Origin of the sequence: Stenotrophomonas rhizophila, from assembly GCF_003651185.1 — a bacterium.
Taxonomy (GTDB): Bacteria; Pseudomonadota; Gammaproteobacteria; order Xanthomonadales; family Xanthomonadaceae; genus Stenotrophomonas; species Stenotrophomonas maltophilia_Z.
Genome location: NZ_RCDC01000004.1, coordinates 1,267,011 through 1,293,669, shown reverse-complemented (window position 1 = coordinate 1,293,669; position 26,659 = coordinate 1,267,011). Strand labels below are relative to the sequence as shown.

Below are 26,659 nucleotides of genomic sequence, written 5' to 3'. Positions count from 1 at the left end.
TGCCACGCAGGGCCGTCATGGCGTGCCGGCATCCATCGCCGGACGCCCGTGCCGATCGATGCGATACCAGGTGCCACCGACCATCGCGATGTGGCCATGATCGTCCGGCGTGCCGGGTCGGCAGCCTTGGCAGACGCGGGCCACCCCGTCATCGAACGCCCAGCCGAAATCGAAGGTGGCCGGGAACGCCTGGCGCAGCTGGGTATCGAAGTAGCCGATGCGCGCGCCCACGCGGCCGCGCACCAATCCTTCCACGACGTAGTCCGGGCCGTTGTCGAAGGTGATCACCGGCAACTGCCGGCCATCGGCACGGACATAGTGGAATCCGCCGCCGGCGTGGACCGCGGCCAGCCCGTCCTGATCGTAGGACAACGACGCCAACGCGTTGGTCTCAAGCGCAAGACGGCCGTTGAGCCACTGGCACCCGCGCAAAGGCTGCAGGCCGTCTTCCTCGGTGAAGGCGGTGCACCCGGTGCCGGCGCCCCAGGCCATGCCGGAGGCGAGCAGGCTGGCTGCCAGCAGCAGGGGCCGCGCGAGGCGGCCCCTGCTCGTTGCGCTGTGACGAAGCCCACGCATCACTTGCTATCGCCGGCCTGGCGCTCGAACGCGGTCGGCTTGGGCAGCTCGACCGGCACGCCCTTGGCGTCGCAGGTGCCGGCCTCGCACAGGCGCAGGCGCAGGCGCGGCGTGGCCTGCACGATCATGTGGTAGATCGCGTTCTGCTCCATCGTGCCGCGCACCGCCTTGCTGCCCGGGCCACGTGCCCAGATGCCGACGTCTTCACCGCCATGCGATTCGCTCTTGGCGGGCACCAGCGCTTCCTGCATGTAATCGGGATGCTCGGTATCCACCGCGGTCAGGTCCGGCCGGCCGGTGCTCGGATCGAAGCTGCTCGGGTTGTGCGGGTAGCGCTTCGGGCCGACCGGCTGCTGGTTGGTGGCACCGGTGTAGCCCGGGCCGTTGGCGTAGGTCAGCGTGGTGTAGGGCAGGCCCAGGCCATCGCGGGCCAGGTCCAGCTTGCCGGCGCCGTCTTCGCCACCCTTGTCCTTGACCTTGCCCAGGATCGGGTTGCCACGTGCCGGGTAGCCGACGAAGTTCAGCGTATGCGAATGGTCGGCGGTGACGATGATCAGGGTGTCCTGATCCGAGGTCGCCTCGACGGCGGCGCGCACCGCATCGGACAGTGCCACGGTATCGGTCAGTGCCCGGTAGGCATTGCCGCTGTGGTTGGCGTGATCGATGCGCGCGCCTTCCACCATCAGCACATAGCCTTCCTGGTGGCGCGACAGGTTGGCGATCGCCGCCTGGGTCAGTTCGGCAAGGCTGGGCTCACCGGCCGGATCCTCCTTGCGCTCGGCTTCGTAGCGCATGTGGTCCGGCTCGAACAGGCCCAGGATCGCCGGTGCGTTCGCGGCGGCCTGCAGCTGCTTGGCGTTCCACACATAGGCACCCTGCGGGTGCGCCTGCTGCCACTCGGTCACCAGGCTGCGCCCGTCCAGGCGCTGGCCGACCTTGTCGTCGTATTCCGGATCGCGCTCTTCCACCGTGGTGAACTCACCGCGGCCACCGCCGAGGGCGACCAGCGGGCCGCGCCCGAAGCGCGAGGTCGACAACAGCTGCTGGGCGATATCGCGGCAGCCGGCGGCCTTGGCCTCGTCCGGCACGTCGGTGTCGTTTTCCCAGTTGCGCTCCGGCGAGTGCGCGTAGGTCGCCGCCGGGGTGGCATGGGTCAGGCGCGCGGTGGAGACCACGCCGGTCGCCATGCCGGCGCTGTCAGCCAGCTGCAACCACGTCAGCAGCCCCTTGTTCAGGCTGTCGGCGCAGTCATTGCGGGTGCCCGCGCTGACCCCGATTGCGCCCATGTGGGTCTTCACGCCGGTGGTGATTGCCGTCATCGTGCCGGCCGAATCCGGCGTCTGCGAATCGGTGTTGTAGGTCTTGCTGAACGCCGTGGCCGGGAAGCGCTCCCAGGACAGCAGGTTCTCCTCGCCCGGATGCCCGTTGCGCTGCCCCTCGAAGATGCGCGCCGCGGCCACCGTGGTCAGGCTCATGCCGTCACCCAGGAACAGGATGACGTTTTTGGCCTTGCCGTCCATCGCACCGGTGCTGGCCGCGCGCGCCGCACCGCTGCGGTACCACCACTGCGGGGTCTCCCCGGCGGGGTGGGCAATGGCCGGCACATCGACCTGGACCGCGCCGGTAGTGGCGCTGGAGGAGGGAGCGGTAGTGGCGCAGGCGCCGAGCAGCAGGGTGGTGACGGCGGCCACCAGAGGCGTGAAACGGGACATGGATGAATGCATCTCACATGTGAAACGGGCGTTCATTATGCAGAACGCCGCAAGGCACGCCGATGACACGCTGATTTTCCGTGTACGCCTCGTTCCACGGCCCCGCTTGGGCTAAGGTGCCTAGCTGTCAAATCATCTCTGGAATGCGCATGAAGCTGGTCTCTGCCTGGTTGCGGATCCCCTTCTGGCAACGGGTCCTCGGCGGCTTCGTCCTCGGCGCACTGGCCGGCTGGCTGCTCGGGCCGGCGGCCGAAACCTGGTTCGGCCCGCTGGGCGATCTCTACGTCACCCTGATCAAGATGATCGCGGTGCCGCTGGTGTTCTTCGCCGTGATCAACGCCATCTCCTCGCTGCACGGTCAGAAGTCCGTGGCGGCGCTGGGCGGGCGCACCTTCCTGTGGTTCATCATCACTGCCGCGCTGGCGGTGTGCGTGGGCCTGGCCGTCGGCACCGTCATGCAGCCCGGCAACGGCGCGCTCAGCCTGAGCATGGACCACGGCTACACCCCGCGCGAAGTACCCAGCGTGATCAAGGTGCTGATGGATGTCGTGCCCTCCAACGTGTTCTACGCGCTGACCGGCATCGGCACCCGCATCAACAGCGCCGGTGAAACCGTCCTGGCCGCCGGGCGCGGCTCGATCCTGCCGGTGATCTTCTTCGCCGGCCTGCTCGGTTTTGCCATGGTCAAGCTCGGCGACAAGGTCAGCGAGGCACGCAAGCTGACCGGGCAGATGAGCGAGATCATGATCCAGGTCACCCGCTTCGTGCTGGAGATCACCCCGCTGGGCACCTTCGGCCTGATCGCCGGCCTGGTCGGCAGCTACGGCTTCGAAAAACTGCTGCCGCTCGGCAACTTCGTGCTCGCCCTGTACATCGCCTGCGCCCTGCACATCGTGGTGGTCTACGGCAGCCTGCTGCTCATGCACGGCCTGAACCCGCTCAAGTTCTTCCGCGGCGCCGCCCCCGGCATGCAGGTCGCCTTCGTCAGCTCCTCCAGCTTCGCCGCCATGCCCGCCGCGATGCGCTCGATCACCCACAACCTCGGCGTCAACAAGGACTACGCTTCCTTCGCCGTCCCCCTCGGCGCCAGCATCAAGATGGACGGCTGCGGCGCGATCTATCCGGCCCTGTGCGCCGTCTTCATCGCCCAGTACACCGGCGTGCCGCTCACCCCCGAGCAGTACATCGTCGTCCTGATCGCCTCGGTCCTGGGCAGCTTCGGCACCGCGGGCGTCCCCGGCACCGCCGTGGTCATGGCCACCGTCGTCCTCAGCGCCGCCAACCTTCCGCTGGAGACCATCGGCTACCTCTACGCCATCGACCGCATCCTGGACATGATGCGCACCATGACCAACGTCACCGGCCAGATGCTGGTCCCGGTGATCGTCGCCAAGGAAACCGGTCTGCTCGACCGTGAGATCTACGACAACCCATCCACCAACCTCGGCGTGGATGAAGGCGAAGAACGAACGTCCTGATGCAGGCACGAACGCACCACCCACAGACCGGCGAGAGCCGGTCTTTTTTTTCCGCTTGGGGTCGCCGCGAGCGTTACGCCCCGAAGCGACCGGCAGGCCCCTCGGCAAATGTCCCCCGGCCGCCGCCTGGCGGCGACGGCCTCCTCCTTTATTTTGCCCAGGCGCCTACCGGCCGCTTCGGGGCTCGTCCGCGGTGGTAGGCGTACTGCAAACCGGTGCTTGCCGTGAGGCGCCAGTGGCTGGACACGATGGGCCGCGCTGCGCTTGTGGGCGAAATCAAGGAGGAGGAGACGGCCGCAGGCCGGCGCCGGGGGACATCCGCCGGCAACCGTAGCGTTGGCCCAGCGCTCGACGCGCCGGCCGCCTCCGCCAGTGAATAGTGACGCGCTACGCTCGCCAGGAATCCACCCTGAATCCGCACCGTAACCCCCTGTATCACCCGGTGTAACACCCGTGATACACCCGCACCACGCTTGCCTCTCAGCGCAACGCCGTCCATCGCCAAACCTATTCATACGCACAAACGCTAACGCCGCTGTAACAGCAATGTTGCGCGCCATTAACCGGACTCCCACAAAAACCCCGCAAACACGGGCGTCCGGAACTTGGCACGAATGCTGCTCCATCCCTCCGCATGTCATCGGAGGTCGCCATGGACAGCGTTGCCGCACACCGCACACGACACACCACATTCTGGCTGCTTGCCGCCGCACTCATCGTGCCGGCCGCCGCCGACGCCTCCGGCGCACGCCAGGGCGTCAAAGCACAATCCGGCGAAATCGTCCTGCTGCGTGACGTCTCCGCACGGCCTGCGTACCGCCCTGCGCCCCCCGGCATGGCGCTGATCGCAGACCCCTCACCGCGCCGCGAAATCGGCCACGCCCTCGGCACCTCCACCGGCATGGATGAACTCAGCGACGACGATTACGCCTCGCTCGGTTCCAACACCGGCGCCGGCATTCCCCGCAACGCCACCACCATCGAACGCGTCACCGGCCATACGGTCAACGGCACGCTCGGCAAAGTCACCGACAGCGGCATGCTCTCCAGCGGCCAGTTCAGCAACACCATCGGCGGCCCCATGGGCGCCGTCGGCAACGCGACCCGCGGCATCGGCGACCAGGTGCGTGGCGCACTCGCCCAGTTCCCGCTCGGCCAGCCTGTGGGCGGGCCCGGCAAATGAACGCCGTCCTGCGCACAGCACTGCTGAGCAGCCTGTTGCTGGCTCCCTGGGCTGCACACGCCCAGCAGGGCAACGACTACGCCGCGATGCTTTCCTACCTCAACCAGAGCCGCATCGATGGCCGCACGCTGGCCGGTGCCGACGGCGCCATCACCGTCAACATGGCGGCCGGTGACCTCAACCAGCAGGCCAACCTGATGGGCATCGCCAATGGCCGCAACGCCCACATCCAGGTGGATGCACGCCAGCAGCAGTCCAACAATCTCAGCCTCAGCGACACCGCCATGGACGCCAGCGCCACGCTCGGCGGCCAGGCACTGAACGGCGCCAGCGGCGTCGCATCGATCAACCAGGCCAGCGGCAATGGCAACGCGACGCTCAACGTCGTCACCGCCACGCTGGCGCAACAGGGCATACGCGAAACGAACGACGCGGCTTTGGCCGGGTCGGGCGCACTCGCGTCAGCAGGGGGGCAGGGGGCCGTCAACAGCGGTCGGTCGGCCGGAACTCGCAGGGTGGCGGTCGAAGCCTCCGCGCTGCAGGGATTCGACGGCGTCCTGCAACTCAATCAGATCGCGGGATCCGGCAACGCCACCGCAAACCAACTGAGCATTTCGGTGCAGTCCACCCCGTGAGTAGTCACATCCACCCGATTGTCTGTGATGAGAGAGAGGGCACCATGAACACCAACATGAAACGGACCGTACTGGCCATCGCCGTCGCCGCTGCATCCGCCTCCGCCGGCGCCAATGGCTGGGGCAATGACCGCGACAACCAGAACCAGAGCGCGAACATCAACCACCTGCACAACGTGGCTGAAACGCGCACCAACACCAACACCGATACGAACACCGAAACCAATACCACCACCAACACCGATACCGATTCGCGCACCTGGAACCGGACCTGGAACAACACCCGCAACAACAACAGCACCACCAACACCACCATCAACGACAACGTGACGAGCAATACCAATGTCACCAGCAACCGCGACGTGACCAGCAACCGCAACGTCACCGAGAACGTCAACAAGACCAGCAACATCCAGGCCGACGAACGCCAGGAAAAGAACAACCACGGCGTTGATGTCAACATCGAAAAAGACCTGCGCCTGAGCTCGGACATCAGCTTCTCGGGTGATCCGGAAATCACCGGCTCGATCGATATCGACTCGGCCGCCATCGCCGTCATCGACAACCGCCAGTCGGTCACCAACAACCTGGCCGGCAACAGCCTGGTGACCAACAGCGCCTCGATCGCCGACGACGTCGGTGCCGATGCCTCCGGCAACCTGGGCTTCAACGTCGCCGCCGGCGACAACAACGCCCAGGACAATGCGGCCTCGCTGTCCGCTGCCGATGCGTCCTTCAGCTTCGGCATGGCCGATGCGGAAGTCTTCGTCAACCAGTTCGGCGGTGGCAACACCACCCTCAACTCGGGCGTGACCAACGCCGCGGGCCTGGGTGGCAATGCCTTCAGCGGTGCGTCCGGCAACATTGGTGCCAACGTCGCCTCGGGCAACAACAACGAGCAGAAGAACGCGCTCGCCGCCTCGGTCGCCACCAGCGCCTATGCGACCTCGAGCATCAGCTCCAACCAGGTGTCCTCCGGCAACACCGTCAGCAACGCCGGCTACCTGCAGTCGATGACCGACACCGTGGACGTGAACCTGAGCGGTCGCGTTGCCGGTGCCACGTTGGCCGTCGGTGCGGGCCGTTACAGCGGTTCGGGTAGTGCCTACCAGAAAGACAACTACTACCTGGATACCTGGAGCGGCGCGCTGGATCACCCGAGCGGCAGCGAAACCGGTCATATCGACATGGATAGCGATATCCAGAATGCCACCGCCAACCCGAATCGTCCGGGCGTGGGCGGCATTGCGTTCGATACCGATGAGCGCGGCACCAGCCAGTTCGTTGAACTGGGCGTGGCCGATCTCTACGCGAGCCTGAGCGGCACCGTCTCCACCACCCGTTGGGTGAACGTGGATGCGACCAACACCGCGGCGCTGTCCGGCAGTGCGTTCTCCGGCGCCTCCGGCAACATCGGGGTGAACGTGGCCTCCGGTACCGGCAACCTGCAGGCCAACAGTCTGGCCCTGGCGGTTGCACAGCCCTCCACCGGCGGCGGTGGTGGCGGCGGTCCGGAACAGTAAGTCTGTCCGTTTTCGCAAGCAGTACGCGTTGAGCGCAACAAACCCGGTCATCCGCCAATGACCGGGCTCCCCGGGAGCCCCTGTCCCTTCTCCCCCTTGGGGCAGGGGCTCCTTCCTGAGCCGGAGTACTACATGTCCAGTCGTATGCGCACGTGGGTGCTGGTGTGGGCCTTGTCGGTGCTGATGATGCCGATGGGCATCGTGCGTGCCGGCGACGTCGGCTTCAGTGGTGTGCTGCCCAACGGGGCGGTCCTCACCCAGCGCGTGGAGAGCATGCAGGAACGGCGCTTCCGCAATGTCGTACGGCAACACACCGATTACAGCTGTGGCGCAGCTGCCCTGGCCACGATCCTGCGCTACGCCTACCACCTGGAGGCCGATGAGAGCACGGTGATCGAAGGGATGATGGGGGTCTCGGATCCACAACTGGTCCACCAGCGCGGTTTCTCGCTGCTGGACATCAAGCGTTACGTCGAATCGATGGGCATGCGTGGGCGCGGCTACCGCGTCAATGAAGAGCGCCTGCGCTCACTGCGCGTGCCCGGGCTGGTGTTGATGGATGTGCGGGGCTTCCGCCACTTCGTGGTCCTCAAACAGGTCCGCGGCGATCTGGTGGATGTCGCCGACCCGATCCTGGGCAACCGCAGCATTCCCGTCAGCGAATTTCTCCAGGCGTGGCCGTCGCGCGCCGTGTTTGTCGTGATCGGCAGTGACTTCGATCGCAACACGGTGCTGCTGCAGCCCGGTGAACGGCCGAGTGCCCGTTCGCTGTACGCCAGGCAGGGGCCGATCACCGATGCGGAACTGGTCGATTTCGGATTCACCCATGCCGATCTGTTTTAAGGAGGCACCATGAACATCGCAACCTGGACGCCCGGCATCGTGCTGCTTGCCCTGCTGGGCATCGCGCCGGCGCATGCCGACGAGAGCCGGCCCGGCAAGGGATTGAGCGAGATCCCCGATCCGGAATTGAACCTCATGCGGGGCCGCTACACGGTCGGTGGCAACACCGTGGCGTGGTTCGGCGTCACCATGGTCTCGCAATGGCAGACCGCCGGCGGGCAGTCCGCACAGAGCGCGCTGAAGCTGGGCATGGACTTCAGCCACGGCGGCAGCACACCGAAGATCAGCTTCGCACCGAGCGTGAGTGTGACCGCTGCCGATGCACCGCTGCCGGTGACACCCGGGCGCAGCGTGGATTCCAGCGGCCTGCAGAACGTGGCTGGCCTGAGTCAGAGCATCCAGGTGGCCGGTGACGGCAACCTGGCCAGCAACGCCACCCAGCTCACCGTACGTGATGGCACCGCACCTGCGCCCACCGGCGAAGGGGTGAACCTGGCCAGCGTGCAGCAGGGCGGCGTCAGCGCGCTGGCCCAGCTGGAGGGCAACACGGCCAAGGTGCAGCTGCAGATCGAGGGCGTGGGTGCGGTCCAGCAGTGGATCCGCAACGGCAGCGTCGGGCAGAGCATCGTGTTGGGCAGTGATGGACAGTCGGTGACCAACCGGCTGCAGATCGACCTTGTCCGGCAGTCGCTGGCCAACAACGTTCCGCTCAATCAGAACGTGGCGCAGGCGATGACGCTGGTACGCGGGGTAGGCATGGGGCCGGGCCAGTGAGCTTGCGGCACGGCAGGGGGAGCGACAACACAACAGTGGGCCAAGGCAATGCACACGATGATCCGCGCAACACCGCTGGCGCTGGCGGCGCTGGCACTCATGGCGGCTGCGTCCGCCCAGGCACAGGCACAACAGCCGGCGCCCGATGACGCAGCCGACGTCAAGGCCTTGATGGCGCAGCTGGAAAGCCTGAAAGCCAATTACGCGCAGGAAGTACGCCGCCTGCGCGAGCTGGACATGCAGGTGCAGGCCATGCAGGCGCGGTTGACCGGCAAGACCGCGCCGGTCGCCGGTGCCGCACCTCCACCTCAACAGGCCCTGCCGGCTGGCACGCCCGCCGCACCGGCCAGCGCCGATGGTTACGCCAGCTCGGCGGCCGAAGCGCAGCAGGCCAAACAGGAATCGCGGCGCAGCGTGGATGACGTCAAACAGCAGCAGGCCGCGCTGTTCAGTCGCCGCTTCACGATCGAAAACAGCCTGTCCTACGCGCGCTATGACCGCAAGCAACTCAGCCTCAACGGCTTCCTGGCGTTGGATGCGATCTTCCTGGGCAACATCGCCATCGAGAACGTCGAGTCGGACACGCTGACCTACAACCTGGCCGCGCGCTGGGGTGTCAGTCCGCGCCTTACCTTGAACCTGGACGTCCCGTATCTCGCTCGCAAGACCGTGTTCCAGAAGGGCGGCGCCGGCGGTTCCGCGGCGGCGATCGCGCAGGAAGAAACCACCGGCAACGGCATCGGCGATGTTGGCGTGAGCGCCAACTATCGGTTGTTCGCCGAACGTGGGCGGCTGCCGGAAACCGTGCTGACCGTGGGCGCGACCGCGCCGACCGGGCGTGCACCGTATGGGCTGGACTGGAAGGTGCTCGAGCGCGACGACGATGACTTCATCCGCTTCGCCGTGCCCGAGCAGCAGCCCACCGGCAACGGGGTGTGGCAGGCCAACGTCGGGCTGTCCGCAGTGAAGACCGCCGATCCGGCGATCCTGTTCGCCAACATCGGTTACATCCATTCCTTCCCGCGCAGCTTCGATGACATCGATGCGAACCCGGACACCACCAACCCGGGGGATGTGAAGCTGGGCGGTTCGTATTACTTCGGTGCCGGCGTAGCGTTCGCGTTCAACGAGCGCACCAGCCTGAGCATCTCCTTCAGCGACAAGCTGAGCGCGCGCGCCTCCACGCGCTACAAGAACGGCCAGTGGCTGAAGGTGATCGGCAGTGACGCCAACGCGGGCACGCTCAACCTGGGCATCACCTACGCCCTCAACCAGAAAACCACGCTGGTGAGCCTGCTGGGCATCGGCCTGACCCCGGATGCACCGGACTTCACCCTGGCCTTCAAGGTGCCGTACAGCTTGTAGGCGCGCTGCGCAGGGGGCTACGCCACCGTCCAGGGGTCAGCGCAGTTCGGGGAGCGCCAGCTGGTGCTTGCGGCACAGCCGGTAGACAGTCACCCGCGAGACCTGCATGTGGCGGGCGCAGGCGGCGATGTTGAAGTCGTTCTGGCGCAGGGCATGCAGCAGGGTCTCGCGTTCGGCGACCTGCTTTGCGCCGTGCAGGCCGTGCGCGGTGATGGGCAGCAGCGGCTGGCTCAACTCCAGATCCGCGGCGGTGATCAGTTCGGCATCGCTGACGATCGCTGCACGCTGCACCCGGTTGAGCAGCTCGCGCACATTGCCCGGCCATGCAAAGCGCTCCAGCGCCTGGACGGCATCGGCGGTGAAGCCACGCGCCCGGGTGACGTGGCGATGCCGGAAGCTGGCGAGAAAATGCTGGGCCAGCATCGCGATATCCGTGCCGCGCTCGCGCAGCGGTGGCAGGGGCAGGCGCAGCACGTTGAGCCGATAGAACAGATCGCGCCGGAAGTGGCCCTGTTCGACCGCGGCTTCAAGATCGACGTGGGTGGCGGCCAACACACGCACATCCACCGCCAGCGGCCGGTTGCTGCCGACGCGTTCGACGGTGCCTTCCTGCAGTACACGCAGCAGATTGGTCTGCGCATCCAGCGGCAGGTCGCCGATCTCGTCCAGGAATACGGTGCCGCCACTGGCCGATTCAAACAGGCCCAGGCGCCGCGTTGCCGCACCGGTGAAGGCGCCCCGCTCGTGGCCGAACAGCTCGGACTGGACGAGCGCGGCCGGGATGGCGCCGCAGTTCACCGCCAGGAAGGGACGCGCGTGGCGCGCGGACAGCGCGTGCAGTGCCTGTGCCGCGAGTTCCTTGCCGGTGCCGGTTTCGCCGGTGATCAGTACCGGCAGGTCTACCGGTGCGTACTTGCGGATGGCCGCGCGGGTGACCTGCAGGACCGCGCTGTCGCCGATCAGGGACTGCGGGCCATGGGGCGCGGGCAGGGGTTCGGCGCCCGCCAGCTGCTGCAGCCGCTGCACGACGCGCGGCAGATCGATCGGGGCGGTGTAGGTATCCACACAGGCGGCGAGCAGCGCATCCAGCACCGGCGAGGCGCGCAGCGGAGCGGCCGGCAACAACGCCAGCAGGCTCATGTGGCGGTGGTCGACCAGCAGCTGTTGCAGGTGGGCCAGGTTGGCCGGGACCACGGTACGCAGGTCCAGCAGGCCGACGACCTGATCGCTGCCACGCATGCCGATGCCGGCGCACTGCTCGGGGGCGACGCCGCGCACCTGCCAGCCGGCCGCAGCCAGCGTCGCCCGTTCAAGCGCGAGGGGTTGCCCAAACCAGATCACACACCGGGCAGGAAAATCGGGGACAGCCGCCATGCGTCACCTTGTCGACGAGGATCACGGGCGGTGTCTGCTGCCTGATCGGTTGCCCAGGACGTGCCGCCCCACGTCCGGGTCCGTCCCCCGCCGCGGCGCGCGTGCGCCGGGCGTGTCGCCCGCTGGAAAACAGGCGGTGACAGAGAAAGGAACGCGGGTTGGGCCGGTCAGCGGCCATCGCCGGGCCCAACGAAAAAGGCCGCTGCGGGGCAGCGGCCTTCGATCCATCGGTTCAGCAGGGCGCGTCAGAGATCGACGCGGCGGGCCTGCATGAACTTGCCGCCCCAGTAGCCGCTGACCAGGCTGTCGACGCGGACGTCCTTGCCGGTGCTCGGGGCATGCAGGAAGCGACCTTCGCCGACATAGATGCCGACGTGGTCGACCCGGCCCTTGCGGCCGAAGAACACCAGGTCGCCCGCCGCCAGGGCGTTGCGGTCGTTGATCAGTTCGGCCGCGCCGTCATGGGCCATTTCGCGCGACACGCGCGGCAGTTCCACGCCCAGCGCGGTGCGGAATACATAGCCGACCAGGCCGCTGCAGTCGAAACCACTGTCCGGCGAGGTGCCACCCCAGCGGTACGGGGTGCCGAGCAGGGTCATCGCACGGCGCAGCAGGGACTGGACCTTGCCGTTTTCGGCGGCGTCGCCGGCCACGGTAATGGCGCCGGTGCTGGCGTCGTAGTTGGCGAGCAGGCGGCTCAGATCACCGGCGAACATCGCCGAGCGGTCCATGAGCGGGATGGTGTCGTTGGCGGCCAGGTGCGGAAGCAGGGCGGCGAGGGTGGCGCTGGCAGCGGCATCGGCCTTGCTGCGGGCCGGCGCATCAGCCTTGGGCTTGGCCGGCGCGGAAGAATCGGGGGTGACAGTGACGGGGGATGCAGCAACCTCGGGAGCGGTCGTCGGTGCGGACTGCGCCCAGGCCGGAAGGCTGGCCAGGCAGAGTGCTGCAGCGAGGAAAGCGGGGCGGGCGCGTCGCCGGATGGCGGCGGTCTGGCCTTTGCACGTCAGGTCGTCTGTCGTCACGCGGCGGTCACTGAATAAAAACGATGGGTGATGATGCCGTGTAAGCGCAGTGATTAGGTACAAATTCCGTTAATTTTTCGTTTACAACTATGTGATGTTGGTCACAAAATTGGACCTTACCCCTGTTCAGGTTAGTTAAGGACGCGTTTCGCCCCCGTGTAGTGGTCCTTCCAGTAGGGACCGCCGAGCGAGTCCAGCCGGACGGTGCCGCCGGTGCTGGGGGCGTGCACGAAGCGGCCTTCACCGACATAGATGCCGACATGGAACACGTTGCCCTTGGTGCCGAAAAACACCAGATCGCCCGGCGCCAGGCGCTTGGGATCGATCTTCGGCCCCTGCACGGCGGCCAGATCGCGCGAGGTGCGCGGCAGGCGCAGATCAAGCATCTCGCGGTAGACATAGGCGACCAGGCCGCTGCAGTCGAAGCCGGATTCCGGGGTGTTGCCGCCGTAACGGTAGGGCGTGCCCACCAGGCCGATGGCGCGCATCAGCACTGCGTTGGCGGCCTGCGGGTCGTTCGGGGCCACGCTGGGCCATACCTGGGTGGAGGCGGGCGGCGGGGCCGGGCGGGTGGTCTTGCCGCCGCCACAGGCGCTCAGCAGGGCGATGATCGCCAGCAGGGCCAGGCGGCCGGGCAGGCGGGTCAGGCGCGAAACTGGCGTCATGTGCATGTTGTCCGGATAATGCGCGACCTTAGAAGGCCGTCATGATGGCGGCGTATCCGGCAGGCCACAACCCGCCTCACCCGTCTGCCCTCGGCAGTCTCCAGACCAGAGTTGCGCATGAAGATCGAAAAAGACCGCGTCGTCCGTTTCCATTACACCGTCGCCGAGCAGGGCCAGGAGCCGATCGAGAGCTCCAAGGACCGTGATCCGCTGGCGATCCTGATCGGCCACGGCAACATCATCCCGGGCCTGGAAAACGCCATGATGGACAAGGAAGCCGGCGCCACCTTCGAGGTGGACGTGAAGGCGACCGATGCCTACGGCGAGCGCCGCGAAGGCCTGACCCAGCGCGTGCCCAAGAAGCACTTCGGCACCAGCAAGCTGGTGCCGGGCCAGCAGGTCGTGCTGCAGACCAACTTTGGCCCGCGCGCGGTCACCGTCGAGAAGGTCGGCATGAGCGTGGTCGATGTCGACCTGAACCACCCGATGGCCGGCAAGGACCTGCACTTCAACGTGGAGATCGTTGACGTGCGCGAAGCCAGCAAGGAAGAAATCGAGCACGGCCACGTGCACGGCGACGGCGGCCACCAGCACTGAGTGCTGTAATCCCTCGTTGATCCAACGGCCCGCTTCGGCGGGCCGTTTTCGTTCGTGCGGCAGGCCCCCGCGCGCACGGCATAATGGCGGGCCTGGTCAGCGGATTGCCTGTGAACGCAGCTTCTTCTCCTTTGCAGCCGGTGGGTGCCCACGAGCGCATCGCCGTCATCGACATCCTGCGCGGGTTCGCGCTGCTGGGCATCCTGCTGATGAACATGGAGGCCTTCAGCGGTCCGCTGGACCTGTCCTTCACCGGCATCGATCCGCATTGGCAGGGCGCGGACTACTGGGCCGATGCGGCCATCTACGTGCTGGTCCAGGGCAAGTTCTTCACCCTGTTCTCGCTGCTGTTCGGCGCGGGGTTCTCGGTCATGGCGCAGCGCGCCGACGCGGCCGGTCGCGCATTCGCACCGTTCTATCTGCGCCGCAGTGCGGCACTGCTGCTGATCGGCCTGTGCCACGCGGTGCTGGTGTGGTCCGGCGACATCCTGGTGATCTACGCGTTGATCTCGCTGCTGCTGCTCGCCTGCCGCGAGGCGCCGCGCAGTTGGTTGCCCGCGATGGGCGCGATCAGCTATCTGGGCGCTGCCGCCCTGGTGCTGGTGCTGGGGGCGTTGATGAGCTGGATGGCCAGCATGGAGCACACGCAGGAACCGCTGCGCGAGGCCATCGCCCAGGCCCAACGCACGATCGAGCTGCAGCGCCAGGCGTACGCGCATGGCAGCTGGGGGCAGGCGGTGGGACAGCGCCTGCGTGATCTCGGCGCGATGCTGTCGGGCATCTTCGTGATCGGTCCGGAAGTGCTGGGCATGTTCCTGATCGGCAGTTGGTTCGCGCGCAGTGGCGCGCTGGCCGAACCCGAGCGGTTTGCGCGGCTGTATGCACGGCTGCGCTGGATCGCGTTGCCGGTCGGGCTGGTGCTGATGCTGGGCAGTGCGATCTGGCACCCCTATCAGGCACCTGGCACGCTGGATCTGCGCAGCGGCGTGGCGTATGCGATCAGTGCACTGGCCGGGCTGCTGATGTGCCTGGGCTATCTGGCCTGGATCGTGCACTGGCGCGCACGCCTGCAGATGCTGGCGCCGATGGGGCGGATGGCGCTCACGCATTACATCGGCCAGTCGCTGGTCTGTACCTGGGTGTTCTATGGCTATGGATGGGGCGCGTTCGAAACGATGCCGCGGCTGTGGCAGATCCCGTTCGCGCTGGCGCTGTTCGCGCTGCAGCTCGCGATCAGCCATGCGTGGCTGCGGTACTTCCGGTTCGGGCCGCTGGAGTGGATCTGGCGCGCGATGACCTATCTGCAGTGGCCGCCGTTGCGCCGGGCCTGACACGGCGGTGCCGCGCACCCTCACGTCTGGATCGCAGCCGGTCGTGGCATGCTGGGCAGGAGCATGAGCGTCGGCACCGGCCAGTTGATGGCAGACCTGATCAACGGCCGCGCGCCGGTGATCGGTCCTGCCCCTTACCGAGTTGAGCGATGCCAATGACGATGCAATACGACTATGACCTGATCGTGCTGGGCGGTGGTTCCGGCGGCCTGGCCGCGGCGTTCCGCGCCGCGCAGCACGGCCAGCGGGTAGCGATGCTGGAGCCGGGCGAGCTCGGCGGCACCTGCGTCAATGTCGGCTGCGTGCCGAAGAAGGCGATGTGGCTCGCCGCCGATCTGTCCGGACGCATCGGCCTGGCTGCAGCGATGGGATTCGATGTGCCGGTGCGCCCATCACTGGATTGGAAAGAGCTGGTGGTACATCGCCAGGCGTACATTGCCAACATCCATGCCAGCTATCTCAAGCGCCTGGATGAAAACAAGGTGGTACGGGTGCCGCGTCGTGGCCGCCTCGTGGATGCGCACACCGTGGAGTGCAGCGATGGTGTACGGATCAGCGCCTCGCACATTCTGATCGCAACCGGTGCCCATCCCCAGCGCCCGGACATTCCCGGTGCCGAACTGGGCCTGGTCTCCGATGATTTCTTCAATCTGTGCAGTGCGCCGGAGCGGGTCGCGATCGTGGGCGGTGGCTACATCGCAGTGGAGCTGGCCGGGCTGCTGCAGGCGCTCGGCAGCCGCGTGACCCTGCTGGTCCGTGGTGAACGGTTGCTGGAGCGCTTCGATGCGGAACTGACCGGACAGCTCGCCGATAATCTTCGCCATCAGGGCGTCCAGCTCCATTTCGGGTATCGCCTGCGTGAGTTGCAGCGTGATGGTGATGCGGTGGTGGCGCTCGGGCACGACGGGCCCGCCGATGGTCACTTCGATGCCGTGTTCTTCGCCACTGGCCGGCGCGGTAACAGTGCCGATCTCGGGCTGGAGGCCGTGGGTGTGGTGGTCGGTGAGAAGGGCGAGGTCGAGGTCGACGCGTGGCAGACCACCGCGGTACCCAGCGTGCATGCGGTGGGCGACATCGCCGGCAAGGTTGGCCTGACCCCGGTGGCGATCGCCGCGGCGCGCAAGCTGATGGACCGCCTGTTCGGTGGCCAGCCCCAGGCGAAGATGGACTATGAAAACGTGGCCAGTGTGGTGTTCTCGCATCCGGCCCTGGGCGCGGTGGGGCTGAGCGAAGAAGAGGCCTGTGCGAGATACGGCGATGTGCGCGTGTACCGCAGCAACTTCCGCCCGATGCTGCAGGCGTTGGCTGACGGTACCCAACGCAGCCTGTTCAAGCTGGTCTGCGTGGGCGAGGACGAGCGCGTGGTCGGCGTGCACCTGCTGGGCGAGTCTGCGGATGAAATCCTGCAGGGGTTCGCGCTGGCGGTGAAGATGGGTGTGACCAAGGCCCAGTTCGACGACACCGTGGCGATCCATCCAACCTCCGCAGAAGAAGTCGTACTGATGCGCTGAACGCGCATCAGCGGCGTGCACCTGCCGCAGCCGCAGCAGGGATCCGGGAGTGCCGCCACGCATGCGACAATGGCCGCCCCACCTGCTGCCCAGCCGCCTCCGTGCGGCTGTCCGCCGTCCTGATGTCCTCTCCCGCCTCCTCGCTGCCCACGTCCTCCAGCCGCATCGCCGCCGGCGGTATCGCACTGGCCGCGATCGGCGCGATCGCGGCCTCGGGCAAGGCGGTCATCGTCAAACTCGCCTATCGGCATGGCGTGGACGCCACCACGCTGCTCGCGCTGCGGATGCTGATGGCCTTTCCGCTTTTCGCGGTGTTGGCGGTGTGGTCGGCCCGGCGCGCGCCGGCGCTGTCGTGGGGCGACCGCGGGCGGGTGGTGTGGCTGGGCTTCACCGGTTACTACCTGTCCAGCCTGCTGGACTTCCAGGGCCTGCAGTACATCAGCGTGACACTGGAACGGCTGATCCTGTACTTGAACCCGACCCTGGTGCTGCTGATCAGCCTGGTCCTGCTGAAAAAGCGCCCCGGTCGCTGGCAGGTGGCGGCGCTGGTGCTCAGCTATCTCGGCGTCCTGCTGGCCTTCGGCCATGACCTGCAGCTGGAAGGCGGGCGCATCGTGCTGGGCAGTGCGCTGGTGTTCGCCAGCGCGCTGAGCTATGCGCTGTATCTGTTCGGCAGTGGCCAGGTGGTGGCCCGGATCGGTGCGATCCGCCTGACCGCCTATGCCAGCTGCGTGGCCTGCGTGCTGTGCGTGCTGCACTTCGCGGTGCTCCACCCGATGGCCGCGCTGGGCCAGGCGCCCACGCCGGTGTACTGGCTGTCGCTGATCAATGCCACGGTCTGCACGGTGCTGCCGGTGATGGCGATCATGCTGGCGGTGAAGCGGATCGGTTCGTCGCTGGCCGCCCAGGTGGGTATGCTCGGTCCGGTCTCCACCATCGTGATGAGTCTATGGCTGCTCGACGAACCCATGGGGCCGTGGCAGATCCTCGGCACGGCCCTGGTCCTGCTCGGCGTGCTGCTGGTCAGCCGGGTCCGCGCGTGAACGCGGCCGCCGTGGGCGATGACCCGGCGGCGCAGGCGCGTGCACGGATTCTGGCGGTGATCCGGGCGATTCCGCGCGGGCAGGTGATGGGCTATGGCCAGGTCGCCGCCAAGGCCGGGCTGCCGGGCAGGGCGCGGCTGACCGCACGCGTGCTTGGCATGAATGACGACCCGGAACTGCCGTGGCACCGCGTGCTGCGCTCGGACGGGCGCATCGCGATGCCGGAAGGCTCGGCCGGGTGGAAAGAACAGAGCCAGCGGCTGCGCGCCGAGGGCGTGGCGATCGAGCGGGGGCGGGTCAAGGGCATGCCGGTGGCCGGTGCCAATGATCTGGATGCCGCCCTGTGGGGACCGGGCTGACGCTGCCTGCGCGTTGAATGCCCGCGCTGGCGCGCAGATCGCGGCCGGGTGCTGCGGCTATGATGGGCGCAGTTCCAAAGGATGCCCTCATGTTTCCGCGCCTGCCCACTGTCACCAAAGCGTTGCTGATCGCCAATGCCCTGCTGTTCCTGCTGCAGCAGCCGTTCCTGCTTGGCAATGCCACGTTCGAGCCCTTCATGCTGCAGCCTCTGGGGGGCGGCTTCGATCCGTTCTCGCCGGGCGGCAATTTCCAGCCCTGGCAGCTGCTGACCTATGGCTTCCTGCATGGCAGCTTCGGCCATCTGTTCTTCAACATGCTCGCGCTCTTCATGTTCGGTGCGCCGCTGGAACAGACCTGGGGCGAAAAACGCTTCCTCACCTATTACCTGGTGTGCGTCGCCGGCGCCGGCCTGTGCCAGCTGCTGGTCGGCATGATGCTGGCCGACCCGGCCACGGTGCTGGGTGCTTCGGGTGGCGTGTTCGGCCTGTTGCTGGCCTACGGCATGCTGTTCCCCAACCAGCGGGTGATGCTGCTGTTCCCGCCGATCCCGATGAAGGCACGTACCTTCGTGATCGTGTTCGGCGCGATGGAACTGATGCTGGGCGCCACCGGCTGGCAGCCGGGCGTGGCCCACTTCGCGCACTTGGGCGGCATGCTGTTCGGCTGGCTGTTGATCCGCTACTGGCGCGGCCAACCACCGTTCAACAACCGACGTCCGCCGGGCCCGCCGAAGCGTCCCAACCACCTGCGCAGCATCAAGTAAGGCAAATAACAGGGACGGAGGTAGTTAATAACCACCTCCGTCCCCGTTAAACGAAAAGGGCGCCCAGTGGGCGCCCTTTTCGTTTGCTACATAGCCAGACTCAGCGCCAGACCTTGATCTGGTCGTTGTCCACGCGCTGCATCGGCTGGCCGGGCTTGCAGGTGAAGGTGGCACCGAAGGCCGGCAGGTTGGACAGCGGGCCATTCGTGCGCCAGCGGCCCGGGGCCAGGATGTCCGAGGTCACGCGCTGGGCGGCCACGTTCGGCGACAGCTGCTGCGGCCACAGGCTCGCCCACGCACGGAAGAAGCCCTGCTGGGCGGCCGGCTTGGCCGCCGGTTCGACAGCCTTGTAAGCCTCCCACGCCAGTTCCAGACCGGCCAGGTCGGCCAGATTCTCTTCGCGGGTGAGTTCACCGTTGACCTTGGCACCCTTCACGCCCGGGTAGTCGTAGCCGCTGTACTGCGCGGCCACGCGGTTGCCGAACAGGGTCCAGGCGGTCTTGTCGGCCGGGGTCCACCAGCTGCGCAGTTCGCCCTTGGCATCCACCAGCGCGCCCTTGGCGTCGATCGCACGGGTCAGTTCGTGCGCGACGAGCGCGCCGTAGCTGCCGAACAGGTCGGCGGTATCGCCCTTGGCATTGAACACCGGGCCCTGCAGCACGGCGGCGGTGACGATCAGGCGGTTCTGCGCGATGTCATACGCCAGTGCCGGCTGCTGCGGCAGCACGTCCCAGCGGCGGTCGGCGTTGCCCTTGCCGATGCGCTTCATTTCCTCGCGGTGGCGCCAGGTGGAGGCGATCAGCATGTTGCCGCCGAAGCTACCGCGGCCCATCGGCTGCACCGTGTAGTCCAGATCGCGCAGCGGGGTGCCGATCTCGATCTTCAGCGCAGCCAGCTTGGCCTGTGCTTCGGTCTTGGCCTCATCGCTCATCCAGGTGCTGCGCTTGACCGCATCGATCTGCACTTCGCGGATCTTGTCCACGACCAGCGCTGCCTTGCGACGGTCGTCGGCCGACAGGTGCTTGGCCGCATATTCGCGGCCGACCATCGGGCCGGCAGCCACGTTGATCGCATCCAGCACCTGCTCCCAGCGCGCCGGCGGCAGGGTCTGGCCACGCATCACACGGCCACGGAATTCGAATTCGGCATCGCGGTAGGCCTTGGACAGGTACGGGGCCATCGCATCACCCACGCGCCAGCGCAGGTAGACCTTCCACTGTTCCGGCTTGAGCCGGGTGACCATGCCGTCGAGCTGCTTGAACAGCGCCGGATCGGACAGCGAGACCAGGTCGTCATTGACGCCCTGTGCCTTCAGGAAGGCCTCCAGCTGCAGGTTGCGGTAACGGCTGTTGAGCTCCTTGGTGGAGATCGGCGCGTAGTTGTTGAACGGATTGTTGATGCCGGCCAGCGACTGCGCATTGCGCGCCAGCTCGGTCTCCAGCGCGATCACCGACTGCGATTCGGCATCGAGCTTGTCAGCCGGGGTACCGGTCAGCGCCAGCACCTGCTTGACGTAAGTACGGTAGCGCGCCATCAGCGCGACGGTGTCGGCATCGGTACGGGTATAGAACGCCGGGTCCGGCAGGCCCATGCCGCCCTGCATGAAGTAACCGATGTGGCGGTCCAGCGCCTTCAGGTCCACGTCCGGGGCAAAGTTGAAGGCCACCGGGATGCCGACCTGGTGCAGCGCGGCGATCGAGGCCGGCACGTCCTTGGCCTTCTTGATCGCGTTGATGCGGGTCAGCAACGGGGCGATCGGGTTGGAACCGTCGGCTTCCACCGCGGCCTCGTCCAGGCCGCTGGCCCAGAAGTCGCCGAGCAGCTTCTGCACGTTGCCCTGCGGTGCGGTCATCGCCCCATCCAGCAGTTCACGCTGCTGCTGGCGCGCGCGGTCGGCCAGCTGGCCCAGTGCGGTGGTGGCACCGGTCTGCGGCACCGGATTGGCTTTCAGCCAGGTCGCGTTGGTGGCCTCGTAGAAGTCGCTGCACTGGGCGCTGACGGCCGGCGCGCGGGCGGCGGCCTTCTTCTTCGGCGCGGCGTGCGCATCGTGTGCGATGACCAGGGAGGCCAGGCTCAGGCCCAGGGCAATGGCGAGCGGACGGAGGTTGGACATGTAAAGCGAATCCAGCAGGATTGGGATCGCGCGAGTGTACCAAGCAAAGCGAAACGAGCGTGATGGGGAGCATGCGCCGCAAAAGCAAAGGCCCGGGAGATCCCGGGCCTTTGCATGCATCACCTCACGCGTGGGCGCGATGGCTTACCAGATCACCACCTGCTGGTCGCCGGCGCGCACCATCGGCGAACCGGCTTTGCACTGGAACGCAGCGGCAAAGGTCGGCAGGTTCGACGGGGCACCCATCGCACGGAACTGCGCCGGGGCATGCGGGTCGGTCGCCAGACGGACCTTCATGTTCTCCGGGGTGTACTTGGTGCGCCACACGGTGGCCCAGTTGAAGAAGAAGCGCTGGTCGCGGGTAAAGCCGTCGACCTTCGGGTCTTCCTTGCCGGCCGAGGCCTTCTGCAGGGCGTCGTAGGCGGTGGCCAGGCCACCCAGGTCGGCGATGTTCTCGCCCAGGGTCAGCTTGCCGTTGACCGGCTGGCCGTCCACCTTGTAACCGTCGAACTGCTTGATCAGCTTGCCGGTCAGGCCGCTGAAGTTCTTGGTGTCCGCCTCGGTCCACCAGTTCTCGAAGTTGCCGGTCGGCCCGAAGCGGCTGCCCTGGTCGTCATAACCGTGGGTCATTTCGTGGCCGATCACCGCACCGATGCCGCCGTAGTTCAGCGCATCATCGGCCTTGGGGTCGAAGAACGGCGGCTGCAGGATGGCGGCCGGGAACACGATCTCGTTCTGCAGCGGGTTGTAGTAGGCATTGACCGTCTGCGGGGTCATGCCCCACTCGGTCTTGTCCACCGGCTGGCCGATCTTGGACAGCGCGAACTTGTAATTGAATTCGTTCGCCGCGCGCACGTTGCCCAGGTAGCTGTCGCGACCGGTGGTCAGGCCGCTCCAGTCACGCCACTTGTCCGGGTAGCCGATCTTCGGGGTGAAGGTTTCCCACTTGGCGATCGCCTTGGCCTTGGTCTCGTCGCTCATCCAGGTCAGGCCCTGGATGCGCTCCTTGAGCGAGGCGGCCAGGTTCTTGACCAGTTCTTCCATCTTGGCCTTGGCTTCCGGCGAGAACGCGACCTTGACGTACAGCTGGCCGAACGCATCGCCGGCATCGTTTTCGATGGTGCCCAGCACGCGCTTCCAACGCGGCTTCTGCTCCTTCTGACCGTTCAGGGTCTTACCGTAGAAGTTGTAGTTCTCGTTGACGAAGGCATCGGCCAGGTACGGCGAGGCGCCGTCCACGGTGTGGAAGCGCAGGTAGGCGCGCCACACCGACGGGTCGGTGTCGCCCAGCGCCTTGCTCACTTCCTGGTGGAAGCTCGGCATGGCCAGCGAGAACTTCTCCGGCGCGGCGATGCCCTGGGCCTTGAAGAACTCGGTCCAGCTGAAGTTCGGGGTCAGCGCGTCCGCATCGGCCACGGTGACCGGGTTGTAGAACAGCGAGACATCGCGCGAGAGCTCGACGCTGGACTTGGAGGCCTTGGCCAGGCGGGTTTCGAACTTGACCACATCGGCGGCCTGCTTCTCGGCATCGGCCGTGGCCACGCCGGCCAGTTCCAGCACCTTGGCCACATGGGCCTGGTAGGCCTTGAGCTTGTCGGCGTTCTTGGCGTCGGTGTAGTAAGTGGTGTCGGGCAGGCCGAGGCCGCCCTGGCTGGCGTAGGCCAGGTTCATGCTGGAATTCTTGAAGTCCGCTTCCGGGCCGAAGCCGAACAGCACGTTCTCGCCCTTGGCCGCGCTGGTGCGCAGGTAGTTGGCGATCGCGTCCTTGTCCTGCAGGCCGTCGATGGCGGTCAGTTCGGCCTTGATCGGCTCGATGCCCTGGGCATTGATCTTGGCTTCGTCCATGCCGGTGGCCCAGAAGTCGCCGACGATCTTTTCGATGCCGGCCGGGTTCTTGACCGCCGCGACCTGCTCGGCGAGCTGGTGCTGCACGGCGACCGAGCGCTCGTCCAGGATGGTGAAGGCGCCCCAGCTGGTGCGGTCGGCCGGGATCTCATTGGCGGCCAGCCACTTGCTGTTGACGTAGTCACCGAACGCACCGCAGGCGTCCATGCTGGTGTCCAGATCGGACGGGTGGAAGGCGTTGTAGGCCGGCAGCTTGCTCTCGTCGAGCGTGTACTCGGTGGCGGCGGGGGCCGCCGGCGCGGCGGTGGAGGCTGCGCTGTCCGTGGCCGGGGTTTCGTTCTTGCCGCAGCCGACCAGCGCGGCCGAAACGGCCAGGGTCAGCAGTACCAGTTTGGGTGTACGAGCGATCACGTGATTGGCCTCCAGGCCGGAAAGTCATGCAGGAATGGCCCGGAAGGGCCTGTGGGCCAGACGATACGCCGCTGGCCCGGCCTGCAAGGGTGTCGAAGGTCATGGCCGATGGCAAGAGGCCCGATCCGGTCAACTGCGGACGTGGCCCTGGCCCCGGGCGGACAAGAAAAGCCCCGCCTTGCGGCGGGGCCTGGGGGTGTCATCCCTGGGGGCGGCTCAGTTGGTCTTGGTGCCGAAATCGTACTTGGCCTGCACATACACCGCGCGGCCGTACGGGTTGTAGATGCTGCTGTTGTACGGCGAGGCGATGTTGCCGGCGTAGCTGTGGGCCTGGCCGTCGGGCATCTTGTTGAACACGTTGCTGACCATCACCGAGAGGGTGAGGTTGTCCAACGCCCGGTAGTTCACGCTCAGGTTGTAGGTGGTGTACGAGCCCCACTTGCCAGCCTTGTAACCGGACGGGTGGACGTAGTCGAAGCTCTCGCCCAGGTAGGACATGTAGTTCGGCGTCTTGCCGATGTAGTTGAAGTACAGCGTGGTGGTCCAGCGGTCCTTGGCCCAGCCCACCGACCCATCGGTACGGACCTTGGCGTAGGCGTCGTAGTACCACATCGCATACGGGTCGCGCAGCAGATCCAGGTAGTCATCGCCCGGCTGCGGCTGCAGCTCGCGCTTGAGGATGTTGGTGTAGTTGCTGGCGAACTGCAGCGAGCCGAAGCGGCCGATGTCCTGCACGTACTTGAAGCTGGCCGTCAGGGCCTGCAGGTTCTGGCGCGCGACGTTGAGCTTGGGCGTGAAGATCTGCTCGATGTTGCCGGCGGCATCGCGGGTGATCCAGTCCGCGACGTTCTCGCAGCTGGCCGAGGTCGGGTTGCCCTGGCCATTGCGGCAGTAGTATTCCGCGCGCAGCAGCTGGTCCGAGCTCAGGGTGTCGACTTCGTTGTCGATCTTCCAGTTGTAGTAGTCCACCGAGACAGAGAGGTTATTCATCGGTGCCCAGACCACGCCGGCATTCCAGACATCGGCGGTGATCGGTTCCAGCTCGGTGTTGCCGGCCTGCACGCCGAACACCGATTCGTTGCCGTACGGGCAGGCCAGGGTATCGGCCGGGGCGTAGCCGAGCTGGCCGCAACGGTAGTAATCGACCGCGCCGTTGGCGTAGTAGCCGCTCTCGCCCTGGAAGGCATCGGGCAGGGTCGGCGCACGGAACGCAGTGCCGTACTTGCCGCGGAACAGCAGGCTTTCGATCGGACGGAACTCCACGCCGACGCTGTAGGTGGCCTTGTCGACGGTGTTGTCGGCGATCTTGTAGGCGTCATAGCGGCCCGAACCGGTGACGGTCAGCGAGTCGATCAGCGGCAGGCGCAGTTCGGAGGTGACGGCGTAGTTGCTGCGATGGCCATTGCCGGCTACCGAGGTGGTGCCCCACACGCTGCCATCCATCAAGCGCTCGTCCGGGCGGTAGTCCCAGCCTTCGCTGCCGGCTTCGGCGACCACGGCGAAACCTGCATCGCCACCGGGCAGGGTGAACAGCGAGCCGTTGGTGATCTGGAAGCGGCCCAGGTTCTGCCAGGTCTTGCTCTGGTTGTAGGTGTAGCCGGTGAAGCTCTGGAAATCACCGGCCGGCAGCTGCGAATAGAACGCGCCCCAGTTCGGGCTGTAGATGTTGTAGCCGTCATCGGTGGTGCCCAGCACCGGGCCGAGCACGCGGTCTTCGAAGTAGCTGTCGATGTCATCGGCCCAGCGCACGAAGCCGCGCTCGGTGAGCTTGTACTCGCCGCGGCTGAAGCTGGCGCTGTAGTCCCAGTTGCCGAAGGTGCCACGCCCGCCCAGGGTGACCTGGTAGGCCTTGTTGCGGTCGGTGTTGAGGATGTCCTTGTAGCCGTTCGGCCCGATGTCTTCGGGCGCGAACGCGCGCTGCAGGTTCATGTACTGATCGGTGTCCTGGTCATAGAACGCGCCGAAACTCAGGTCGCTGCCCCAGAACGTATAGCCCGAACCCGGCGTGTACTTGACCTCTTCCAGGCTGTACAACGCATCGGCGAACAGGGTGAAGTTGTCGTTCACATCGAACGTCATCGAGCTGTAGAACTGGCTGCTCTCCTTGTCGTTCTTCAGTGTGCGGTAGCCGGCGCCGTAGGCCGAACCGCAGGACTCGCCGGCCGCGCGGGTGCCCAGCACGGTGGTGCCGCCGAACTGGCCGGCGACGCTGGCGCAGCGGGTCGGATCCATCATCACGAACGCGTTGTTGTCCGCCGGCAGATAGACCAGGAAATCGTTGGCCGGCACCTGCGCGCTGTAGCCGACGCGGTTGTTGGTGCGGGTCAGGTCGCGCTGGTAGCCCCAGATCGGGTTGCTCTTTTCGTACTGCACATTGACCAGCGCATTGAAGCGGTCATCGGCGCTGTTGAAGCCCTTGGCACCGCTGACGCGGATGTTGTTGCCGCCGCCTTCGGTGGTGGCGCCCCCGCGGACGTTGAGCACGCCGCCGTCCATGCGTTCTTTCAGGATGATGTTGACCACACCGGCGATCGCATCCGAGCCGTACAGGGAGGACTGGCCGCCCGGCAGGATCTCAATGCGCTCGACGATGTCGATCGGAATGCCGCTGAGGTTGTTGAACGCGTCGCTGCCGTTGTACAGCGCCGGGTACTGCAGCATCGGCCGGCCATTGATCAGGTACTTGGTATAGCCCGGATCCAGGCCGAACATGCCGGCCGCTTCAGCGCCCTGGGTGAACGAGGCGGCGGTCTGGCCGCCCTGCAGGCCACCGGTGGTCAGCGAAGACTGCTGCAGGACTTCGGAGATGCTGGTGAAGCCGCGGGTCTGGATGTCTTCGGCGGTGACAGTCAGGACCGGCGTGTGGTTCTCGATCTCGGTCTGCGGGATCAAGGACCCGGTGACAGTGACACGATCGAGATTGGTGGCGGCGTTGTCCTGTGCGAAGACGGAGGCGCTGGTGAGCAGCAGGCCGGTGAGAACGGCGGCGGCAAGCGGATGACGCGAGATCGAATTACCTTGGCAAGACATGTGCAACCCCGTGTAGTAGTGATGTCGTGGCTTTCCCTTCCATGGGACTTCTTGACTGCGTTCAACAACGAACCGGTATCAGGCCTGGGCGGCCGTCCTTGGTGGTTTCATTCTGCGTTCAGTTGAAACCGGCGTGCGGCGAACGTAACACACGCTTAACGTGAAATTCTCTGAATGGTCATCGTCGATAAGCGCTGAGCGTTGACGGAAAGTGAAAGGCGTTGAAAAACAATTGCCTGGGACTAAATGAAATTTTATTTATGTTTCGTCAATGAGTGAATGCTGAATATGGCTCGGAATTAACAACTGAGATCGGTGTGCATATGCCTGTCCCATAGGCGCATCGCGCCATGAAAACGTCGGACATGCACATGCCCCTGTTGAGGCGGCGCGTGTCGTTGTAGCCAGGCAGGCGGACGGGCATCACGCCGGTTGCAGGTGCACAAACGCGAAACGCCCCTTTCGGGGCGTTCCGGTTGGCGAACCGGCAGGGCAGGGCCCTGCA

At 66.3% G+C, this 26,659-nt stretch carries 21 protein-coding genes and 1 pseudogene; 14 read left to right on the top strand and 8 right to left on the bottom strand.

The window, feature by feature from the left end:
* Positions 1-15 precede the first annotated feature (15 nt).
* Positions 16-576, bottom strand: coding sequence for a WG repeat-containing protein (locus BCL79_RS05835; protein ID WP_121038552.1), 561 nt, complete (start codon positions 574-576; stop codon positions 16-18).
* Positions 576-2,288 carry an alkaline phosphatase gene (locus tag BCL79_RS05830; RefSeq protein WP_121038549.1) on the bottom strand — a complete coding sequence of 571 codons (1,713 nt, stop codon included), beginning with the start codon at positions 2,286-2,288 and terminating at the stop codon, positions 576-578. The genes BCL79_RS05835 and BCL79_RS05830 overlap by 1 nt, the downstream gene beginning before the upstream one ends.
* A gap of 149 nt (positions 2,289-2,437) precedes the next feature.
* On the opposite strand from BCL79_RS05830, the gene BCL79_RS05825 reads away from it, so the two are divergent.
* The 7 genes from BCL79_RS05825 (at position 2,438) to BCL79_RS05795 (ending at position 10,089) form a co-directional block, all read left to right on the top strand.
* Positions 2,438-3,766 carry a dicarboxylate/amino acid:cation symporter gene (locus tag BCL79_RS05825; protein ID WP_121038546.1) on the top strand — a complete coding sequence of 443 codons (1,329 nt, stop codon included), beginning with the start codon at positions 2,438-2,440 and terminating at the stop codon, positions 3,764-3,766.
* A 652-nt stretch (positions 3,767-4,418) separates the two neighbouring features.
* Entirely contained in the window at positions 4,419-4,949 is a 531-nt protein-coding gene (locus tag BCL79_RS05820) for a hypothetical protein (protein ID WP_121041176.1), read from the top strand.
* Positions 4,946-5,584 (top strand): hypothetical protein, encoded by a 639-nt coding sequence (locus BCL79_RS05815; RefSeq protein WP_121038543.1) that lies wholly within the window; start codon positions 4,946-4,948, stop codon positions 5,582-5,584. Before BCL79_RS05820 ends, BCL79_RS05815 begins: the two co-directional genes overlap by 4 nt.
* A 44-nt stretch (positions 5,585-5,628) precedes the next feature.
* A complete protein-coding gene (locus tag BCL79_RS05810; protein WP_121038540.1) occupies positions 5,629-7,107 on the top strand; it encodes an adhesin in 1,479 nt (492 codons plus the stop codon).
* A gap of 183 nt (positions 7,108-7,290) precedes the next feature.
* Entirely contained in the window at positions 7,291-7,950 is a 660-nt protein-coding gene (locus tag BCL79_RS05805) for a C39 family peptidase (protein ID WP_226956711.1), read from the top strand.
* 9 nt (positions 7,951-7,959) lie between these two features.
* Positions 7,960-8,724, top strand: coding sequence for a hypothetical protein (locus BCL79_RS05800; RefSeq protein WP_121038534.1), 765 nt, complete (start codon positions 7,960-7,962; stop codon positions 8,722-8,724).
* 48 nt (positions 8,725-8,772) lie between these two features.
* Positions 8,773-10,089: a hypothetical protein gene (locus tag BCL79_RS05795; RefSeq protein WP_121038531.1), complete on the top strand. Its 1,317-nt coding sequence runs from the start codon at positions 8,773-8,775 to the stop codon at positions 10,087-10,089.
* Between the two features lie 36 nt (positions 10,090-10,125).
* Here the strand turns inward: BCL79_RS05795 and BCL79_RS05790 are convergent, their stop codons facing one another.
* The 3 genes from BCL79_RS05790 to BCL79_RS05780 form a co-directional block, all read right to left on the bottom strand.
* Positions 10,126-11,463: a sigma-54 interaction domain-containing protein gene (locus BCL79_RS05790; protein ID WP_121038529.1), complete on the bottom strand. Its 1,338-nt coding sequence runs from the start codon at positions 11,461-11,463 to the stop codon at positions 10,126-10,128.
* A gap of 245 nt (positions 11,464-11,708) precedes the next feature.
* Positions 11,709-12,485, bottom strand: coding sequence for a C40 family peptidase (locus tag BCL79_RS05785; RefSeq protein WP_121038526.1), 777 nt, complete (start codon positions 12,483-12,485; stop codon positions 11,709-11,711).
* A 131-nt stretch (positions 12,486-12,616) separates the two neighbouring features.
* Positions 12,617-13,156: a C40 family peptidase gene (locus tag BCL79_RS05780; RefSeq protein ID WP_121038523.1), complete on the bottom strand. Its 540-nt coding sequence runs from the start codon at positions 13,154-13,156 to the stop codon at positions 12,617-12,619.
* 111 nt (positions 13,157-13,267) lie between these two features.
* Between BCL79_RS05780 and BCL79_RS05775 the strand changes: the two genes are divergently transcribed.
* The 7 genes and pseudogenes from BCL79_RS05775 (at position 13,268) to BCL79_RS05745 (ending at position 18,755) form a co-directional block, all read left to right on the top strand.
* Positions 13,268-13,747 (top strand): FKBP-type peptidyl-prolyl cis-trans isomerase, encoded by a 480-nt coding sequence (locus BCL79_RS05775; RefSeq protein ID WP_088433264.1) that lies wholly within the window; start codon positions 13,268-13,270, stop codon positions 13,745-13,747.
* Between the two features lie 83 nt (positions 13,748-13,830).
* Positions 13,831-15,078: a DUF418 domain-containing protein gene (locus BCL79_RS05770; protein ID WP_121038520.1), complete on the top strand. Its 1,248-nt coding sequence runs from the start codon at positions 13,831-13,833 to the stop codon at positions 15,076-15,078.
* Between the two features lie 15 nt (positions 15,079-15,093).
* Positions 15,094-15,237 (top strand): annotated as a pseudogene (locus tag BCL79_RS05765) (amino acid dehydrogenase); the annotation flags it as partial.
* Positions 15,234-16,589 (top strand): glutathione-disulfide reductase, encoded by a 1,356-nt coding sequence (gene gorA / locus BCL79_RS05760; protein WP_121038517.1) that lies wholly within the window; start codon positions 15,234-15,236, stop codon positions 16,587-16,589. The pseudogene BCL79_RS05765 and the gene gorA, both read left to right, overlap by 4 nt.
* Positions 16,590-16,711: 122 nt before the next feature.
* Positions 16,712-17,632, top strand: coding sequence for a DMT family transporter (locus BCL79_RS05755; RefSeq protein ID WP_121041174.1), 921 nt, complete (start codon positions 16,712-16,714; stop codon positions 17,630-17,632).
* On the top strand, positions 17,539-17,991 hold the full coding sequence (locus BCL79_RS05750; protein WP_428999405.1) for an MGMT family protein: 453 nt from the start codon (positions 17,539-17,541) through the stop codon (positions 17,989-17,991). Before BCL79_RS05755 ends, BCL79_RS05750 begins: the two co-directional genes overlap by 94 nt.
* An 89-nt stretch (positions 17,992-18,080) precedes the next feature.
* Positions 18,081-18,755 carry a rhomboid family intramembrane serine protease gene (locus BCL79_RS05745; RefSeq protein WP_121038514.1) on the top strand — a complete coding sequence of 225 codons (675 nt, stop codon included), beginning with the start codon at positions 18,081-18,083 and terminating at the stop codon, positions 18,753-18,755.
* Between the two features lie 100 nt (positions 18,756-18,855).
* Here BCL79_RS05745 and BCL79_RS05740 read toward each other — a convergent pair whose 3' ends face one another.
* The 3 genes from BCL79_RS05740 to BCL79_RS05730 form a co-directional block, all read right to left on the bottom strand.
* The gene (locus tag BCL79_RS05740; protein ID WP_121038511.1) at positions 18,856-20,868 is read right to left on the bottom strand and encodes a M13 family metallopeptidase; all 2,013 of its coding nucleotides are present in this window, start codon (positions 20,866-20,868) and stop codon (positions 18,856-18,858) included.
* Between the two features lie 144 nt (positions 20,869-21,012).
* On the bottom strand, positions 21,013-23,121 hold the full coding sequence (locus BCL79_RS05735) for a M13 family metallopeptidase (RefSeq protein WP_183073747.1): 2,109 nt from the start codon (positions 23,119-23,121) through the stop codon (positions 21,013-21,015).
* Positions 23,122-23,340: 219 nt separating this feature from the next.
* Positions 23,341-26,154 (bottom strand): TonB-dependent receptor plug domain-containing protein, encoded by a 2,814-nt coding sequence (locus BCL79_RS05730; RefSeq protein ID WP_121041170.1) that lies wholly within the window; start codon positions 26,152-26,154, stop codon positions 23,341-23,343.
* Positions 26,155-26,659 lie beyond the last annotated feature (505 nt).

Excerpts from the sequence above, each read along its gene's own strand:
- BCL79_RS05835 (WP_121038552.1), bottom strand. The coding sequence starts at position 576 with ATGCGTGGGCTTCGTCACAGCGCAACGAGCAGGGGCCGCCTCGCGCGG.
- BCL79_RS05830 (WP_121038549.1), bottom strand. The coding sequence starts at position 2,288 with ATGTCCCGTTTCACGCCTCTGGTGGCCGCCGTCACCACCCTGCTGCTC.
- BCL79_RS05825 (WP_121038546.1), top strand. The coding sequence starts at position 2,438 with ATGAAGCTGGTCTCTGCCTGGTTGCGGATCCCCTTCTGGCAACGGGTC.
- BCL79_RS05820 (WP_121041176.1), top strand. The coding sequence starts at position 4,419 with ATGGACAGCGTTGCCGCACACCGCACACGACACACCACATTCTGGCTG.
- BCL79_RS05815 (WP_121038543.1), top strand. The coding sequence starts at position 4,946 with ATGAACGCCGTCCTGCGCACAGCACTGCTGAGCAGCCTGTTGCTGGCT.
- BCL79_RS05810 (WP_121038540.1), top strand. The coding sequence starts at position 5,629 with ATGAACACCAACATGAAACGGACCGTACTGGCCATCGCCGTCGCCGCT.
- BCL79_RS05805 (WP_226956711.1), top strand. The coding sequence starts at position 7,291 with ATGATGCCGATGGGCATCGTGCGTGCCGGCGACGTCGGCTTCAGTGGT.
- BCL79_RS05800 (WP_121038534.1), top strand. The coding sequence starts at position 7,960 with ATGAACATCGCAACCTGGACGCCCGGCATCGTGCTGCTTGCCCTGCTG.
- BCL79_RS05795 (WP_121038531.1), top strand. The coding sequence starts at position 8,773 with ATGCACACGATGATCCGCGCAACACCGCTGGCGCTGGCGGCGCTGGCA.
- BCL79_RS05790 (WP_121038529.1), bottom strand. The coding sequence starts at position 11,463 with ATGGCGGCTGTCCCCGATTTTCCTGCCCGGTGTGTGATCTGGTTTGGG.
- BCL79_RS05780 (WP_121038523.1), bottom strand. The coding sequence starts at position 13,156 with ATGCACATGACGCCAGTTTCGCGCCTGACCCGCCTGCCCGGCCGCCTG.
- BCL79_RS05775 (WP_088433264.1), top strand. The coding sequence starts at position 13,268 with ATGAAGATCGAAAAAGACCGCGTCGTCCGTTTCCATTACACCGTCGCC.
- BCL79_RS05770 (WP_121038520.1), top strand. The coding sequence starts at position 13,831 with ATGGCGGGCCTGGTCAGCGGATTGCCTGTGAACGCAGCTTCTTCTCCT.
- gorA (WP_121038517.1), top strand. The coding sequence starts at position 15,234 with ATGACGATGCAATACGACTATGACCTGATCGTGCTGGGCGGTGGTTCC.
- BCL79_RS05755 (WP_121041174.1), top strand. The coding sequence starts at position 16,712 with ATGTCCTCTCCCGCCTCCTCGCTGCCCACGTCCTCCAGCCGCATCGCC.
- BCL79_RS05750 (WP_428999405.1), top strand. The coding sequence starts at position 17,539 with ATGGCTGCTCGACGAACCCATGGGGCCGTGGCAGATCCTCGGCACGGC.
- BCL79_RS05745 (WP_121038514.1), top strand. The coding sequence starts at position 18,081 with ATGTTTCCGCGCCTGCCCACTGTCACCAAAGCGTTGCTGATCGCCAAT.
- BCL79_RS05740 (WP_121038511.1), bottom strand. The coding sequence starts at position 20,868 with ATGTCCAACCTCCGTCCGCTCGCCATTGCCCTGGGCCTGAGCCTGGCC.
- BCL79_RS05730 (WP_121041170.1), bottom strand. The coding sequence starts at position 26,154 with ATGTCTTGCCAAGGTAATTCGATCTCGCGTCATCCGCTTGCCGCCGCC.